Raw genomic sequence first — 17,192 nt, 5'->3', positions numbered from 1 at the left:
ATAAAAGAATTCTTTAAACAAAAAATAAATGACCAAATATAAAAATCTAACTCACCTACCCAGTTTTTTTTAAGCTGTTAATTGAAATAGTTTGAAGAATCTAAAACCGTTTCAGACCGTCAATAATTTTGAATAAACCTTCATTTAATCAATTATTCTGAAACGATACATGATTATAGTTTGGCATAAAAATATACCTAAAATGTATTTCATCGATTATTTTTGCATTTTGTGGATTTTATATCTACATTTGGTAAATAATTAGTCCCAAGCTAAAAACTTAACCTATAATGAAAAATATTACCGTTTCATTAAAACTGTACACGTATTGCATATGTGTGTTTTTGTCATTTATCTCATTTTCCCAAACCTCTCCCCAAATATATACCACTGCAGGCACGAATTCATTCACAGTTCCAGCCGGCGTTAACAAAATTACAGTCCAAGCCTGGGGCGGTGGCGGTAATGGTAGCACTGTTACATCCAACAATAGACGAGGTGGCGGTGGTGGTGGTGGCGCATTTTCCAGTAGCACATTAAATGTTACCCCCGGAACTACATACACCCTGGTTGTTGGTACAGGAGGCGCTTCAAGTGCGACTCTAAGATCTTCATCTTTCAATACAAATTGGGTAGTTGCCGCTGGAGGAACTAACGCATCAAGCAATAGTACAACTGGCGCTAATGGTGGTACAGCAGCTGCCTCTATAGGTACAATCAAATGGAATGGTGGCACAGGGGCTAACGGAGCAGGAACTAATTCTGGCGGTGGCGGTGGCGGCGCAGGTTCTACAGAAAACGGAGGCAATGCTTCTGGAACATCTGGAGGTGCTGGAGGAAACTCCAATGGCGGAACTGGCGGAGAAGGAGTCGGTGAAAATACTCACGGTAACTCTGGCAACAATTATGGCGCAGGTGGCTCTGGTGGAAATAAAACCAATGGATCCAACAGAAACGGCGGTTCTGGAGCAAATGGTCGCATCGTTATTAGCTGGGAACTAGAATCGGAAATTGATGTAACAGGTTCCAACGTATCTATAATTGGAGATGGCAGTAACACACCAACACTAACTAATAGCACAAATTTTGGAAGAGTACAAATTATTTCAGAAACAGCTACAAGAACCTATACCATTCACAATAGAGGAGCAGTAAATTTAACGATATCAAACATAAATTTGGTGGGAACATCGGACTTCAACATTATAAATAGCCCTACCCTACCATTAACAATAGTACCCGATAGTTCTACAACTTTTCAAGTCACATTTTCAACAGCATCAATAGGTACTCAAACTGATGAAATCCAAATTACATCGGATGATTCAGACGAATCTTTATATAGAATCAACATAGCAGCTGAAGGCAGTAAAGTATTCTTTGATAGTGACAATGATGGCGTATATGATGATGTAGACCTGGATGATGATAATGATGGTATCCTCGACTCTATTGAAGAAAATAATTGCCATTTAGCTAATGGTTCTTCACAAGCTAGTTATAAATTTTTAGAAGAAACTTTCGGACAAGGAGAAAGAACAACCATTAACACCTCTTACGATGCTGTTACAACCTATTGTTATGAAGATGGCACCGTGGGCGTTAATACATCCGATTGTCCAAATGCCAGTTCCCGCGATCTTAACGATGGAAAATATACCGTTTATTATAAAGCAGCCGATGGAGATATGGTTAACGATACTCCTAATGAAGAAGTAGCTTCTTGGGCAGACCAATATTGGTATACTGGTGGAGATCATACAGGCAATCACCAAGGTAGAATGGCCATGTTTAACGCCACTCCAGATCCTGGCATATTCTATACAGCTCACATAAGCGGTGCATTACATAACATCCCTATTACTTATAGTTTTTGGGTGTTAAATTTAGATACCACTACTGCTCCAGGCATTGCCACTAGGTTACGTCCCGATATCAAAGTAGAATTTAAGGATATGGACGGAAATATACTTATTAACACAGCAACAGGATTACCTGCCGTAATTACTACAGGCGATATTCCCCCATCTATAAACGGCGACCCATTAAACAGTTGGCATCAGTTTACAGCTAGTTTAACATTTAATACTAACCAATTTCAGGTAATTTTTTCTAATAACGAATTTGGTGGGTTGGGAAATGATCTTGCTATTGATGATATAGAAATTAGACAAACACTCTGTGATATGGATGGTGACGGTGTAGCAGATGTATTCGATTTGGATTCAGACAACGATGGCATTCCAGATGTAGTGGAAGGTAACCCAACAAGTGCATCACTAAGTGAAGGCAAAGCTACTTTAACCGGAGTTTCTTCTTGGATAGATGCTAATGGAAATGGGGTACACGACACCTTGGAAGGTGTGTTACCAATCAATTCAGATGGCGACTTAATTCCTGATTATCTAGATTTGGATTCAGATAATGATGGCCTTTTTGATGTAGATGAATATGGCGTTATTAGCTCCAGTGCCCCTGTAGGTTTTCAAAATGGAGATGGAGACGTAACAGGTGATGGTGTAGGCGATGGTTTAGAAACTGAAGCTTTTAGAGAAAAAGATTCAGATGGTAACAACATTACTGAATATTATGGTGACGGTATCTTGGATATTTACGATTTTCATCATGCAACCAGCTCTCAAAACTATACGAATTCCTATGGTAACGTGAGTCAAGGAACTGGACCGCTTTACGCTTTAGATTCCGATGGTGATGGTCTGCCTGATTATAGGGACCCCTATAACGATGTAACAGGAATATACGATATAAACACTTTAGAAATTTATGCCCACCTACCACATACTGGGGGTGTCTTAGATAGCTTAGAAGATAACGATGGCGACGGTGTTATGGCCTCAAGAGATGGTGACGATACTGTCTTTGGATCTCCTAGAAATTTGGATGCTAGTTATAGCTTATACTTCGACGGGCGCAATGATTATATAGAAGACGAAAATGTTATAAGCTCTGGAAGTGCAACATTAATGGCTTTTATAAAATCTGACGGAAACAACACGAATAATGACAACCACGTTATTGCCGGGCAAAATGATTTTTTCATCAGAATAAACCATGGTTCCAATACTATATCCGCTGTGGTGGAAGGTATAACCTTAACCTCTGTAAGTACAATATCAACTGGCATTTGGATGCATGTGACCGTTTCTACTACAACCGGCCGTACTGCACTATACATTAATGGTATAGAAGAAACTAGTAATACTACCGGAGCAACCATAAGCAGTACATCAAACTTCATGATTGGGCGAGCAACCAGCAGCAACAATTATTTTAAAGGAGAAATTGACGAAGTAAGAGTTTTTAATACAGCTTTAACTGATACTGAAATAAAACGCATGGTTTATCAGGAACTAGATGAAAACAACAACTTTAACCAAGGAAAAATTATTCCTTTAGATATTTCAACCTCTATTGGAGCCAACTTAGTGAAGTATTACAAAATGGATGCTTACAATGATGATATTTTAGACGATAAAAAAACAACTGCAGGAGATTTAACAGGTGCTAAAATATATAATGTTAAGAATATTTATTTCCAAAGAGCTCCCTTACCTTACGTTTCTAGTGCAGATGGCGATTGGACTAACAGTGCTAGTTGGTTAAATGGCTCTGAATGGGATATTACAAGCAAACAAAATAATGCTAACGACGCTTCCATTGTACATATAAAACACAACATTAACTTAAATGGCTCTTATAACATTCAAGGTACTGCTGGTTTGATTGTGGACTCTGGAAAAGAATTTTCTATTGAAGCAGATAAAGGCCTGTATAACAGCTGGTACCTAAAACTTGATGGATTGATTGATTTAGATAATGAATCGCAGTTAATTCAAACGGAAGAAAGTATTTTAGATGTTACCAGTTCTGGCAAATTGGAAAGAGACCAACAAGGCACCAAAGATTTGTACACCTATAATTACTGGTGCTCTCCAGTAGGTTTTAGCAATACAACAAGTAACAATAATAGTTTTAGGTTAATTGATAATATTCTTAAAAACGGTACCATCCCGGCTTCTCCAAAAAACATTACTTTTTTAAGTTCTGGCTATAATGGTAGTGTTTCGGGAACGAATATAAGTATCGCCGACTATTGGATTTGGAAATTTGCTAATAATACAGCTAATACCTATTACGGTTGGCAACATGTAAGACGTACTGGAACTATTTTGGCTGGCCAGGGCTTTACTATGAAAGGTGTTGAAGCATCTGCAAGTTCATTTACCTCAACCCAAAACTATACGTTTTATGGAAAACCTAATAACGGAGAAATTACCTTACCATTAGCCGCAGATAACGAATACTTTGTAGGCAACCCCTACCCTTCGGCCATAGATGCTAATGAGTTTATTTTAGATAATATAAGTATTGCTAATGGTGGTAGATCCGCTACCAACACAATTAATGGTACGTTATACTTTTGGGATCATTTTGCAAATAGCTCTCATGTGCTAAAAGCATACGAAGGTGGTTATGCAACATATACTTTAACAGGAAGTTTACCTGCTATTTCTAGTGATACGCGAATAAATGCCACTTTAACTAACGGCACAAAACAACCAGAACGTTACATTCCTGTAGGACAAGGATTTTTTGTAGCTGCCGGAGATGGAGGTAATATTACCTTCAAAAACAGTCAACGCATATTCAAAACAGAAGCTTCTGATCCTTCTTTATTTTTTAAATCCACAAAAAACAGTTCAAAATTCATGAACACGGATGCTTATACAGATATAAGACAAAAAATAAGACTAAAATACAGTTCTCCAAAAGGGTATTACCGTTTAATTTTGGCTGGAGTTGATGACAATGCTACCACAGCATTTGATTTTGGCTACGATGCACCACTTATTGAAGATAATGAAGAAGATATGTTTTGGGTATTTAGCGATAACAAATACGTAATTCAAGGAGTTGACAACTTCAATTTAGACCAAAAATTACCTCTAGGAATAAAAACAAAACAAACGGGTTTAATAAGTATTAAAATAGATTTACTTGAAAACATTTCAAATAACCTAAATATTCTTTTACATGATAAAACACTTAATGTATATCATGATTTAAAACAAGCTGCCTATGAAGTTAATTTAAATGCAGGGCAATATTTAGACCGTTTTGAAATAACATTTTCCGATGCTAGCACTTTAAACAATACTACCATCGAAAACAGAGCTATTCAAGCCTTTTTCTCGAAAGAAAACGGAAGCATTATTATTCAAAACCCAAACTCACAATCCATAGAAACTACGGAACTATTTAATTTATTAGGTCAGTCAATATTTAAATTATCTAACAAAACCAACGATAAATTTATAGAACAAAAAACCAATAGCATTGCTACTGGCGCCTATATTCTGAAACTAAAAACAGAAACAGGTATTGTGTCCAAAAAAGTATTAATAGAATAAATTTGAATTAGTCACTCTTTGTTATTATTCCAAAATACTTTTTAAAGTCCTAAATTTATTTTTAGGACTTTTCTATTTTAAATGCTTTAGCATGTCTTCTAAAGACACTTTTAATTGTTCTCCTGAAACCATATTTTTTAAAGTATATGTGTTCGAATTAACTTCCTCATCACCTACTAAAACAACAAATGGAATATTACGTTTATTGGCATGATTCATTTGCTTTTTCATCTTATCAGCATCAGGATATAACTCCGTATTAATACCAGCTGAACGTAATTGCTTAATCGCTTTCAAACAAAACAAAGCTTCTTTGTTTCCAAAATTGATGAATAATACTTCAACGTTTTTATTCACCGTTTCAGGGAACAATCCTAATTCTTCAAGTACCAAATAGATACGATCTAAACCAAAACTGACACCAACGCCACTTACATTATTTAATCCGAAAATACCAGTTAAATCGTCGTAACGTCCGCCACCACCAATAGAACCCATTTGCACGGTTTTTGGTGCGGCTACTTCAAAAATAGCTCCTGTGTAATAATTTAAGCCACGTGCCAAGGTTACATCAAGCTGTAATGTAGCTGTTTGTAATCCCAATACAGAAATAGCTTCATTAATAAAAGCCAATTCTTCAATGCCTTTCGTTCCTTCTTGGGAAGTTGATAAAATAGATTTTAAACTTTCTATTTGCGATTCAAATGAACCTGACAAGGTAAATAAAGGCTGTAATTTAGCAATGCCTTCTTCTGAAATACCTTTAGAAAGCATTTCCTCTTTTACCTTCTCTTCGCCTATTTTATCGAGTTTATCTAAAGCTACCGTAAAATCGATTAACTTATCGGAAGCACCAATAACTTCGGCTATTCCAGATAATATTTTACGGTTGTTAATTTTAATAGTTACACCTTCTAATTTTAAAGATGAAAATACAGTATCGTATAATTGAATAAACTCAACTTCTTGCCAAAGTGATGTACTACCTACTACATCGGCATCACATTGGTAAAACTCTCTAAAACGTCCCTTTTGTGGTCTGTCGGCACGCCACACAGGTTGTATTTGATAGCGCTTAAAAGGGAACTCAATCTCATTTTGGTGTTGTACTACGTAACGTGCAAATGGCACCGTCAAATCGTAGCGCAAGGCTTTTTCAGAGATATTAGAAGTTAATTTCAAGGAATCTTTATTAGCATACGCCTGTTCATCAACTTTAGCTAAATAGTCTCCCGAATTTAAAATCTTAAAAATTAAACGATCTCCCTCATCACCATATTTGCCCATCAGGGTATCTGAGTTTTCAAAACTAGGTGTTTCAATAGGTTGAAAACCGAACGTTTCAAAAGCACCACGAATGGTATTAAAAATATAATTGCGTTTTGCTACTTGTTCTGGATTAAAATCTCTTGTGCCTTTTGGTATGCTTGGTTTTTGGGCCATATTGAATTACGAATTACGAATTACGAATTACGAATTGGTCTTTACGACTAAACAATTCAACGCATAAACAATTAAACAAATTAGTATTTGCTGCGAATTTACAAAAGACTAATTTATTAAATCATCAAAATACTTAAACAATTCACCTTTGGTTATTACAGCGCCTTGTTCAATCATTTTAAATTTATCTAAATTTTTATCTTCGGTATAAGGCTTATCTGCCTGTAAAAACTCCACACGTTCATCCATTAAATTTTCACGCAACCAGTCATATCCTTTTTGGGTAGTAATATCAACCTCCGGATTTTTGACGTTTATTACGATGGCTTTCATTTTCTTTTTCCCCAAACGGAATAAATAAATGTGTTGTGCCGAAAAATGTTCTAAATATTCTGCTTGGTTTAAAACACCTTCCCAAATTAAATCGCTAAAAACATCCAACTCCATTTCTGCTAATTCTGGTTTGTTTTCCTTTAGGTTCGCCCACTCATCAGCAGTTATAGATTGAGTGGCCAAAAAGTTTATAAACTCTTGGTGTAATTCTTCAAATTGTTCTTTTGTAAGTCTTGAATATTTCATGAAATTCTTTTTAAACCCGAATTTATCGAGAAAACTATACTTTATTTTTTAATATTTAAACTTGCTGCAACAGCAAATGGCCTATCGGTTGCAATTACATCAACACCTAAATCTACCCAATGTTGATAAAGATCGTCTCCCTTTGCCTGTGCCTGCTTATCTAAATTCCCTAATGTACCTAATATACAAGTGAATCCTAAATCGTGTAATTTTTTATAAAATGGTTCGGACGATAGCCGTGTTCCTGTAAAGGCAATCATGTTTTCCGTTGGAATTTCTGAATGCAACAACCAATCTAATTCCTCATCATTCCTAGCCGAAACCGATAGTAATAAATTTGGAGAAGCTTTATAAGCTGCGCTGGCTTGCTTCATGTCATAAGTGATAATAATGGAAACATCTTCTGCTCGGGTTTCTTCAATTAAAGCAACCACTTGTTTCACCGAAACGCTCTTTTTTATATCGATTGTTAAAATAACCTGATTCGTTTTAGCCCAAATTAAAACATCTTTAAATAACGGAATTTTAAACTTAGTTTCATTCCCAAAATCATCTTTTAAATTAAATTGTTGTAATTCCTGGTAGGTATATTTGGTAATATCACCCTGCCCCGTGGAGGTTCTATCCAAGCTATTATCGTGCATTAAAACAAGTATGTTATCTTTCGTTTTTGCTACATCAATCTCATATATAGCAGATATACTGTCATTTATATATTCTAAAGTCTCCAAACAGTTTTCAGGATAATTTTCAATGGACTTACCTCCTCTGTGCACACTAATTATAGGGTCTTTTTGAGACTGATACACAAACTTACTTACTAATGCCGATTTATTAGCTACTGACTGTTTTTCGGATTTTACTTTACATGAAAAACTGGCAAAAAACAGACAAATTACAACTATATATTTCATTTTAAACATAAAAAATGCGCCCTTTAATGGGGCGCAAATTTAATAATTTATATGCTACTTTCTTTAGAAAATATAACGTAATCCTATTTGGGCTTGCCATCTTGAAGCTAAACTAGAGTCAAATCCAAAAGTTCGAGCGTCCGAGCCTTCACTAAAGGTATAAACTGGTGTTGCACCAGAGGTGTCTACACTAATTGGCGACAAGTTATTAGGCTGCTGAACCACACCCCATTCTGAATATAATAGGTTACCAAAATTAAGAATATCAAGACTTATTTGTAATGTATTTGTTTTTCCTTCGCTAACTTCAAAGTTAAAATCCTGTAAAACCTTTACATCCCATCTACTTCTCCAAGGTGATAAGGCTCCGTATCTTTCAAAATAACTTCCTCTATTTTCACTTAGATATTTATCTTGTTGAATAAAATTCTCAAAATCATTAGCCATACTTGTACCTCCTGAAAAATCCATTTGTTGCACTTCACTTGCAGTTGGAATATAAATTAAGTCATTATTTTGAAATGAACTATCGCCATTGATGTTTCCTGCATAGGTATAATTGTAACGTCCACCTTGTGCATATTCAAAAAACGTAGAAATAGTTGTACCCATTTTATCATTTGAATAGGACCATTTTTTACTTGCGATACCAATAAAACGATGAGTGTCTCCATATTTAGAATAGGATAATACATCGTTATTTGCGTTACCAAGATTAGGATTAAAATCAAAAGCATCACCAGTAATTTCTGCTTCAATAGAATTTACATCTTTAGCATTTAAATAGTTGTAAGCAAAACTTGTGTAAATACCACTATCAAATGTTTTTTGGGCTTTTAGAGTCGCATTCCATACTCTACCTTTATCTGAGTTTGTAAACACATAAGCATTATTTCCTGAATCACCAGAAACATAAATTGGTCTATCATCACCTGGTGCATTTAGTGTTCCTGAAGGATTTCTTAGTCCCCAGTTTTGTACGTGAGCTGCATTTAGATCTTTGGTAAACGATACATCCGCAGTTAAGGTAATGCCATTTTCTAATCGATGATCTGCACCTAAATTAGTACGCCAAACTTGAGGCCATTGATAATCTGGATCTACTAATTGAAAGAAACCATCATCAGCACCACTCACTTGATTTCCTAACCATACGAAAGGAAAGCGCCCAGTAAATAGCCCCGTACCACCTCTAACCTGGGTTGTGTTTTCATTATTAACATCCCAGTTGAAACCCAATCTAGGAGAAACTAACCAATCGTTTCCTGGTAATGTTGTAGAATCTAAATTAACCTCTTCATTAGTGTTTGGATTAAAATAATAGACGCTATTATCTCTTGTAGCCCCATTATCTGTATCAATATATTTCTGAATTAAATCACTAGTATCAAAATACAATGGTTTATCAAAACGTACGCCGTATGTTACTTTAAAGGCATCGTTCACATTCCATTCATCTTGCACGTAAAAAGATAATTGGCCTACATTCAACTCAGAAAGCTTCCACCCTCCGTCATTTCCTGTGCCATTGGCATTAAAAGTATCATAAGCATTTTCAGTTGCAGTTAAATATTGATCTACAACACCTCCTGGTTGTGCATTATCTAAAAAAGTTTGAACATCTGGATAAGGACTAAAAAGCCCGTAATAAGGGAAGATTCCAAAGTTAAAAGACTCGTAGTTTACTAAATTAAAAGAATTTGCGAATTCAAATTTTTCAAATGAAAACCCAATAGTGAAGGTATGATTTCCTTTTACTACATTCAAGTTATCTGTTAATTGAAATACTTTTTGGTCTAATAAGTTATTAATTGAAAATGGTTCATGACCAGCAATTATATAATTTGATCCTGCCCCATCTTGAATAGCAATAACCGGAGCTGGACTTGATTTTGGATTTCTAAAATCATCAAAATGCGTATAACCTACTTGAAGCTTATTGGTCATTGCATCGGACAATGTGGAGTTTAACTCCAATTGCACTGATTGTAAATTATTATTTATTTGATATCCTGAATTTTCAAATTGTAAAGTTTGGTAATTAGGCCCCCTAGCCCCTAATGCCGTAGGATGAGCAGGCTTTTCTTTTGAAGCATCTAACCAATTATAAATAACAGCTAACCTATTATTCTCATTAATATTCCAATCTAACTTAAAAATCCCTTTTGTAGATTCCGAACCATAATTAAAGCCTGTATATCTACCTGTATCATATCCCAAATTAGCCAAAGCATCTTGTACCGAAATAAAATCACTTTCCAGTACTCTCGATTCGTTTACCGCACCAGAGCCCGTGTTTGGTACCCAACCATTGGTTCCTAAATCTGTTCTATCATCCTTTTCAAAATTTGCAAAAAAGAATAGTTTATTCTTCACAATGGGTCCACCAATACTAATTCCATATTGATTTTGTTTCAAATCTGACGTTGGTACATCTTCGCCATTAACTTTACTACCAGTGAAGTTTTCATCTCTATAAAAACCATAAACTGTTCCATGAAAATCATTCGTTCCACTTTTTGTAACAGCATTTACAGAAGCACCCGTAAATCCAGATTGCGTAACATCATAAGGCGCAAGGGATACTGAAATTTGATCAATAGCATCTAAAGAAATCGGTTGGGCATCGGTTTGACCACCTGGAGTTGGAGCATCTAACCCAAAAGGATTATTAAAAATAGCGCCATCTAATGAGAAATTATTAAACTGGTCATTTCTACCACCAAATGAATTCCCTGTAGATGAAGGCTCTAATCTGGTAAAATCTGAAGCAGATCTTGAAATGGTTGGTAAACTCGTTAATTCTCGTCTTCCAACACTGGTTTCAGCACCTGTACGGTCACTACCAAAAGTACCAGTACTACTAGACCCTTTAATTACCACAACGTCCAATTGCTGGCTATCGGCAACTAAAGCGACATCAAAATTTTCAGTTTTTCCTAAAGTTAAATAAACGTCATTGTAAGTTTGGCTCTGGTATCCTAGAAAACTAATGGAAACAGTGTATGGACCACCTACTCGCAAGTTTAGTAAATTAAACCTCCCATCAATATTTGTAGAAGCACCATACTTAGTTCCTGTGGGAGTATGTATAGCTACAACATTAGCTCCAGGAAGCGGTTCTGAAGATTCATCTAAAATAAGACCTTTAATGTTCGATGTTGTTACCTGCGCAAAGGCAAATAATCCAAAAAAGAGTAAGAAAAATAAAAAATAATTTTTTTTCATGTGAATAAAATTGTTAGAGTTAGTCTGAAAATTAATCATTTAGCATACAAAACAATTAATATATAGGTAAAAATAGGACAAAAAAAAACCACTCAAAAGAGTGGTTTTAATAAGTTATAAGCTTTTATTAACTTTTTGTTAACATTACTCTGCTTGTGCAGCAATAACTTCAAATTCTAAATCAACTGTTACTGATCTGTGTAAACGAATAACGGCAGTATATTTACCAGTACGTTTAATAGTAGTAACTGTAATGAATTTTTTATCAATAGATTGACCTTCTTTTTCTAAAGCAGCAGCAACATCAATGTTGTTTACAGAACCAAATAATTTATCACCTGATCCTACTTTAGCTGCGATTTTAATTTCTAAAGCTTTTAATGCTTCAGCAACTTTATTAGCGTCATCAACTATTTTCTTTTCTTTAAAAGCTCTTTGCTTTAAGTTTTCTGCTAACACTTTTTTAGCAGAAGCCGTAGCCATAACAGCTTGACCTTGAGGAATTAAAAAGTTTCTACCATAACCGTTCTTAACTGTTACAACATCGTCTTTAAATCCTAAATTTTCAACGTCTTGTTTTAATATAAGTTCCATTGTTATCGGTATTTTTTATTTTAATAAATCTGCTACGTATGGCATTAATGCTAAATGACGTGCTCTTTTTACAGCAACAGATACTTTTCTTTGGTATTTTAAAGAAGTTCCTGTTAAACGACGAGGTAAAATTTTACCTTGCTCGTTTACAAACTTTAATAAGAAATCTGGATCTTTATAATCGATATATTTAATACCAGATTTTTTGAAACGACAATATTTCTTTTGTTTGTTAGTATCAATATTAAGTGGCGTTAAATATCTGATTTCGCCGTCTTTTTTTCCTTTTGATTGTTGTTCTATAGATGACATAATTAAGCTTTTTGTTTAAGTTTAACTCTTCTTCTCTCTGCCCATGAAATAGCGTGTTTATCTAACGATACGGTTAAATAACGCATAAAACGCTCATCACGTCTAAATTCTACTTCTAAAGTGTTAATTACTTCACCAGCAACAGTGTATTCAAATAAGTGATAGAAACCACTTTTTTTGTTTTGAATTGGATAAGCTAATTTCTTAAGCCCCCAATCTTCTTTTGATATCATCTTAGCGCCGTTAGAAACAAGAAAATCTTCGTATTTCTTTACTGTTTCCTTTATCTGATCTTCAGATAAAACGGGATTTAAGATGAAAACAGTTTCATAATGATTCATAAAAATCGTGTTTTATTGTTAAAAATTGGCTGCAAAAGTAGTTAATAAATACATATTACACAACTTAATTTTAACTATATTTTATATTATATTTGCATCAGTTCTCATATGTTAAAATTATGTTAAATCAAACAGTTTAACGATGTTATTTGGTTTTTAACCGAATTTTTTGTAATATTGTCGATATCTTAACCGAAATAATATAAATGTTATGACTTTAAACTGTGTAGTAGTAGACGATTCAGCAATACAGCGTCTCTCTATCGTTAAGTTAGTAGAGAACCACCCCGCTCTTAACTTAATTGCAGAGTACAGTAGTGCGCTAGAAACCAAAAATGGCTTAAACACACACCAAGTAGACCTTATCTTTTTAGACATTGAAATGCCAGTGCTTAATGGATTTGAACTATTAGACGTGTTAAACAACAAACCTCAAATTATCTTTGTAACCGGTAAAACAGAATATGCTTTTAAAGCATTTAACTATGATGCTACCGATTATTTACATAAACCAATTACTAGAGAACGTTTTAATACAGCTGTTGAAAAAGCCTTAGAACAACATAAATTAATCCAAGATTTTAATGAAGAAGAAGGAGAACATATCTTTGTTAAAAGCAATCTGAAAAAACGTAAAGTTTATATTAAAGATATTAAATGGATTGAGGCTCTTGGTGATTATGTAAAACTTGTAACAGAAGAAAATAGTTTAGTAGTACTTTCTACTATGAAATCTTTTGAAAAAGAATTACCTGAAAATAAATTTTTAAGAATTCACAAATCCTACATTGTGAATTTAGATAAAATAGATAGGTTTAACAGTAAAAATGTGGAAGTTGGTGCTTACGAAATTCCATTAAGTAGAAACAAAAAAACCCAATTAGTTGATGCTTTAAATAATATTTAAAGTAACACAATCGGGTTAAAAGTTATCGACATTTAAAATTACTTTAACCGACCGAAAATCTTTTACACTCATGAAGCTGTTATTTATCTTAATAATAGCTTCTTTTGTTTTACCTAAAGATTGCTTTTTAGGAATTTTTACCAAAATGTTTTTATGAAACTGATTTCTAATTCTAGCTATTGGAGGCGATTCGGGTCCTAAAATATAATCTCCAAACACATTTCGAAGTGATTTAGCATACCAATTTGAAGCGGTTTCTACACGATTGTATTCCTTGTGTTTTAAAGTAATTTTTATCTGCTTGTAAATAGGTGGATATTTAAAATTATAACGATCATTCATTTGCTCGTTATACATATCTATATAGTTATTTGTAGAAACCTGTTGTAATATATTATGGTACGGATTATAGGTTTGAATTAAAACCTTTCCGCGCTCTTCTGTCCGGCCTGCTCTACCCGAAACTTGCAACATTAATTGAAAGCTTCGTTCGTGGGCTCTGAAATCAGGGAAATTTAGCATATTATCTGCATTCATAATGCCAACCAACTTCACATTCCTAAAATCTAAACCTTTAGTTAGCATTTGCGTTCCTACTAATATATCAATCTCCTGCTGTTCCAAAGCTGTGATTATTTTTTCGTACCCATATTTACCGCGAGTAGTATCCAAGTCCATTCTTGCTACCTTATAATCTGGAAACAATAACTTTACTTCCCCTTCTATTTGCTCGGTACCAAACCCTTTATTATCTAACTCCGGACTTCCGCAAGCACTACAAGTTTTTCGCATTACCTCTGAAAACCCACAATAATGACAGCGCAGCTGATCGCGGTATTGATGATAGGTTAAACTAACATCGCAATTTGGGCATTGTGGCGAATGCCCACAGGTATTACATTCTACAATTGGAGAAAATCCACGTCGGTTTTGAAACAATATAATTTGATGCCCTTCTCGTAAGGTTTCAGTCATTTCTTCAAGGAGCCTATCGCTAAAATGACCTTTCATCAACTTCTTTTTTTGCTTCTCCTTAATATCAACCAATTCAATTTCTGGCATCAAAACATCATTATAGCGTTTCAATATTTCAACAAAACCATATTTATTTTGTTTGGCGTTAAAGTAGCTCTCTAGACTAGGAGTTGCTGAACCTAAAAGAATTATTGCTTGATGAATATGCGCTAAAACTACCGAAGTATCTCTTGCATGGTATCGCGGTGCAGGATCAAATTGCTTAAAAGATGTTTCGTGTTCTTCATCCACAATTATTAAGCCTAAACTTTCAAATGGTAAAAATATAGATGAACGTGCACCTAAAACTATTTGCGCTTTCGCGGAATTGTTCAACACATTATTCCAAACCTCAACCCGTTCATGCGATGAATATTTAGAGTGGAACACCGCTACTTGCTCGCCAAAATAGTTTTGAAGCCTTGTTATTAGTTGAGCTGTCAATGCAATTTCGGGCAATAAATAAAGTACCTGTTTACCTCTACTTAAAACCTCTTCAATAAGTTTTACATACACCTCTGTTTTTCCTGAAGATGTAACACCATGAAGAAGCACAACCGATTGCTCTTTAAAAGCTGCCTTAATTTCAGTTAAGGCTGTGTTTTGATACTCGTTTAAATTTTTAGAATCTTCATTGTCATCTCCAGAAAATTGAACACGATCGGTTTGAATAAAATATTCTTCAAGAATACCTTTGTCAATCAAAGACTTTATAATAGCGGGCGATGTATCACTTTCCTTTGCTAAATCGGCTACCTTTATAGGTTTTTTTGTAATTGCCGAAACAGAAAACAAAGTTAAAATAACCTGATGTTGTTTAGGCGCTCTATTTAAATCATCTAAGAGGTTTTGCAGTGCCGTTTCAGAAGCATAGTTAGCATGTAATTTTACATACCGTACCAACTTTGGTTTGTATTTTTCATATACCTCCTCTTCTACCGAAATGGCTTCTTTTTCAATTAAACGCTGTATAACTGGAAGTACATTTTTTTTATCGAGAATATTAGAAATATCATGAATTTTTAGCGAAGATTGATGTTGCAAAGCTTCATAAACCAAAAATTCGTCGTCCTTTAAAATACCCTCATCAATTTCTTTAGAATTTTTTATAATGATTGTTTCACTTTCTAGCACAAATGCACTAGGTAAGGCAGCTCGCATAACGTCTCCCAAAGTACACATATAATAATTAGCTATCCATTCCCAAAGTTGAAGTTGTTTTTCATTTACAATAGGGCCATCATCTAAAATTTGATGAATGTCTTTAGCCTCATAAGCAATTGGTGCTTCATTATGAATTTTAGTTACTATACCTGTATAGATTTTAGACTTTCCGAAAGGTACTGCAACACGCATACCTATTTTTAAAAAATTAGCCTCGGCAGCAGTGATACTATAAGTAAACAACTTTTGCAGGGGAACTGGAATAATAACATCTATAAAATACAACATAAACTATGTTCTTTTGCGCAATTTATTTAGTGAAGCATTTAATTCATAACCTAACAATAAAATATTCGCGTTTAACCATAAATAAATCATAAGGATTAAAAGAGCACCAATGGAGCCATACAATTTATTGTACTGCCCGAAATTTTCAATATAAATACCAAATAAAAAAGACAATACGATTACTAAAAATGTTGTAAAACCCGCGCCTACAGAAAAAAACTTAGAATACCTTCCTTCTTTTGTTCCAAAATAATACATTGTAGCAGTTGCCATATATACCATAATTATAAAAAATATATACTTCACAACATTAAACCACATAACACTTTGTTTTGCTACGTCGTATCCCTTTTCATGCAAAGTATCTAACACTTTTTGAACAATATAAATTTGAAAATAACCTAATACGGCAATAGTAATAATAAGCAAGAAAGCAAGTATAATTGCAACCCATAAAGCATATAAATATTGCCGAAAAACATTTCTAGATAATTGCTCGTGATACGAATTTTCAAAACCCGAAAATAGGGCATTTACCCCATTTGCCATAAGCACAATTGATAATACAAATACAGAGGACACCAATCCTCCTCGTTGTGATTGGTCGATTCCTTCAAAAATACTTTCAAAAAAGAAATCGGAAGTACTTGATGGTAAAAAAGATTCCAAAAACCTAAGGAATTCTATTTTAAAATCATCAATAGGTACATACGGTATTACTATTAAAATAAATAACAAAAAAGGGAACAAGGCCATAAAAAAGCTAAACGCAATAGCACTTGCTCTGGTTGTTAATGCTCCTTTTACAATTCCAGTTATGTAAAGTTCCAACAAATCGTAAAATGACAACCCTTCAAGACCCGGTAACTTAGCTCGCTTAAAAAACCGTACAATAACGTTAATAAAAGGTATTTTTTCGAGTTTTTCTCGTAGGTTTTTGGTCATTAATAAACTGCATTTAAATTATAACAAAGTT

11 protein-coding genes are annotated in these 17,192 nt (G+C 34.3%); 2 read left to right on the top strand and 9 right to left on the bottom strand.

Annotation, left to right across the window (positions count from 1 at the left end):
• Window positions 1-290 precede the first annotated feature (290 nt).
• Window positions 291-5,432, top strand: a complete 5,142-nt coding sequence (locus tag ABYI63_RS03235; RefSeq protein ID WP_372753375.1) for a LamG-like jellyroll fold domain-containing protein — start codon at window positions 291-293, stop codon at window positions 5,430-5,432.
• Window positions 5,433-5,504: 72 nt separating this feature from the next.
• On the opposite strand, the gene hisS is transcribed toward ABYI63_RS03235, so the two are convergent.
• From hisS to rpsF, 7 genes are all read right to left on the bottom strand, one after another.
• Complete coding sequence (hisS, locus tag ABYI63_RS03230; protein WP_372753373.1) at window positions 5,505-6,875, bottom strand: histidine--tRNA ligase; 1,371 nt, start codon at window positions 6,873-6,875, stop codon at window positions 5,505-5,507.
• Window positions 6,876-6,983: 108 nt separating this feature from the next.
• On the bottom strand, window positions 6,984-7,454 hold the full coding sequence (locus tag ABYI63_RS03225; protein ID WP_372753371.1) for a DUF6495 family protein: 471 nt from the start codon (window positions 7,452-7,454) through the stop codon (window positions 6,984-6,986).
• A gap of 41 nt (window positions 7,455-7,495) precedes the next feature.
• Window positions 7,496-8,368 (bottom strand): glycerophosphodiester phosphodiesterase family protein, encoded by an 873-nt coding sequence (locus ABYI63_RS03220; RefSeq protein ID WP_372753369.1) that lies wholly within the window; start codon window positions 8,366-8,368, stop codon window positions 7,496-7,498.
• A 63-nt stretch (window positions 8,369-8,431) separates the two neighbouring features.
• The gene (locus tag ABYI63_RS03215; protein WP_372753367.1) at window positions 8,432-11,596 is read right to left on the bottom strand and encodes a carboxypeptidase regulatory-like domain-containing protein; all 3,165 of its coding nucleotides are present in this window, start codon (window positions 11,594-11,596) and stop codon (window positions 8,432-8,434) included.
• 144 nt (window positions 11,597-11,740) lie between these two features.
• Window positions 11,741-12,190: a 50S ribosomal protein L9 gene (gene rplI, locus ABYI63_RS03210; RefSeq protein ID WP_372753365.1), complete on the bottom strand. Its 450-nt coding sequence runs from the start codon at window positions 12,188-12,190 to the stop codon at window positions 11,741-11,743.
• Window positions 12,191-12,205: 15 nt separating this feature from the next.
• The gene (gene rpsR, locus ABYI63_RS03205; protein WP_054724943.1) at window positions 12,206-12,502 is read right to left on the bottom strand and encodes a 30S ribosomal protein S18; all 297 of its coding nucleotides are present in this window, start codon (window positions 12,500-12,502) and stop codon (window positions 12,206-12,208) included.
• 2 nt (window positions 12,503-12,504) lie between these two features.
• The gene (rpsF, locus tag ABYI63_RS03200) at window positions 12,505-12,843 is read right to left on the bottom strand and encodes a 30S ribosomal protein S6 (protein WP_372753362.1); all 339 of its coding nucleotides are present in this window, start codon (window positions 12,841-12,843) and stop codon (window positions 12,505-12,507) included.
• 211 nt (window positions 12,844-13,054) lie between these two features.
• Here rpsF and ABYI63_RS03195 point away from each other — a divergent pair, with 211 nt between their 5' ends.
• On the top strand, window positions 13,055-13,750 hold the full coding sequence (locus ABYI63_RS03195) for a LytR/AlgR family response regulator transcription factor (protein ID WP_372753359.1): 696 nt from the start codon (window positions 13,055-13,057) through the stop codon (window positions 13,748-13,750).
• A 15-nt stretch (window positions 13,751-13,765) separates the two neighbouring features.
• Here ABYI63_RS03195 and priA read toward each other — a convergent pair whose 3' ends face one another.
• Both priA and ABYI63_RS03185 read right to left on the bottom strand, forming a co-directional pair.
• Entirely contained in the window at window positions 13,766-16,216 is a 2,451-nt protein-coding gene (gene priA, locus ABYI63_RS03190; protein ID WP_372753357.1) for a primosomal protein N', read from the bottom strand.
• 3 nt (window positions 16,217-16,219) lie between these two features.
• Window positions 16,220-17,161 carry a YihY/virulence factor BrkB family protein gene (locus ABYI63_RS03185; RefSeq protein WP_372753355.1) on the bottom strand — a complete coding sequence of 314 codons (942 nt, stop codon included), beginning with the start codon at window positions 17,159-17,161 and terminating at the stop codon, window positions 16,220-16,222.
• Between the last annotated feature and the right edge of the window lie 31 nt (window positions 17,162-17,192).

Source organism: Mariniflexile sp., from assembly GCF_041583155.1.
GTDB lineage: Bacteria > Bacteroidota > Bacteroidia > Flavobacteriales > Flavobacteriaceae > Mariniflexile.
This window is presented reverse-complemented; position numbering and strand designations above follow the sequence as displayed.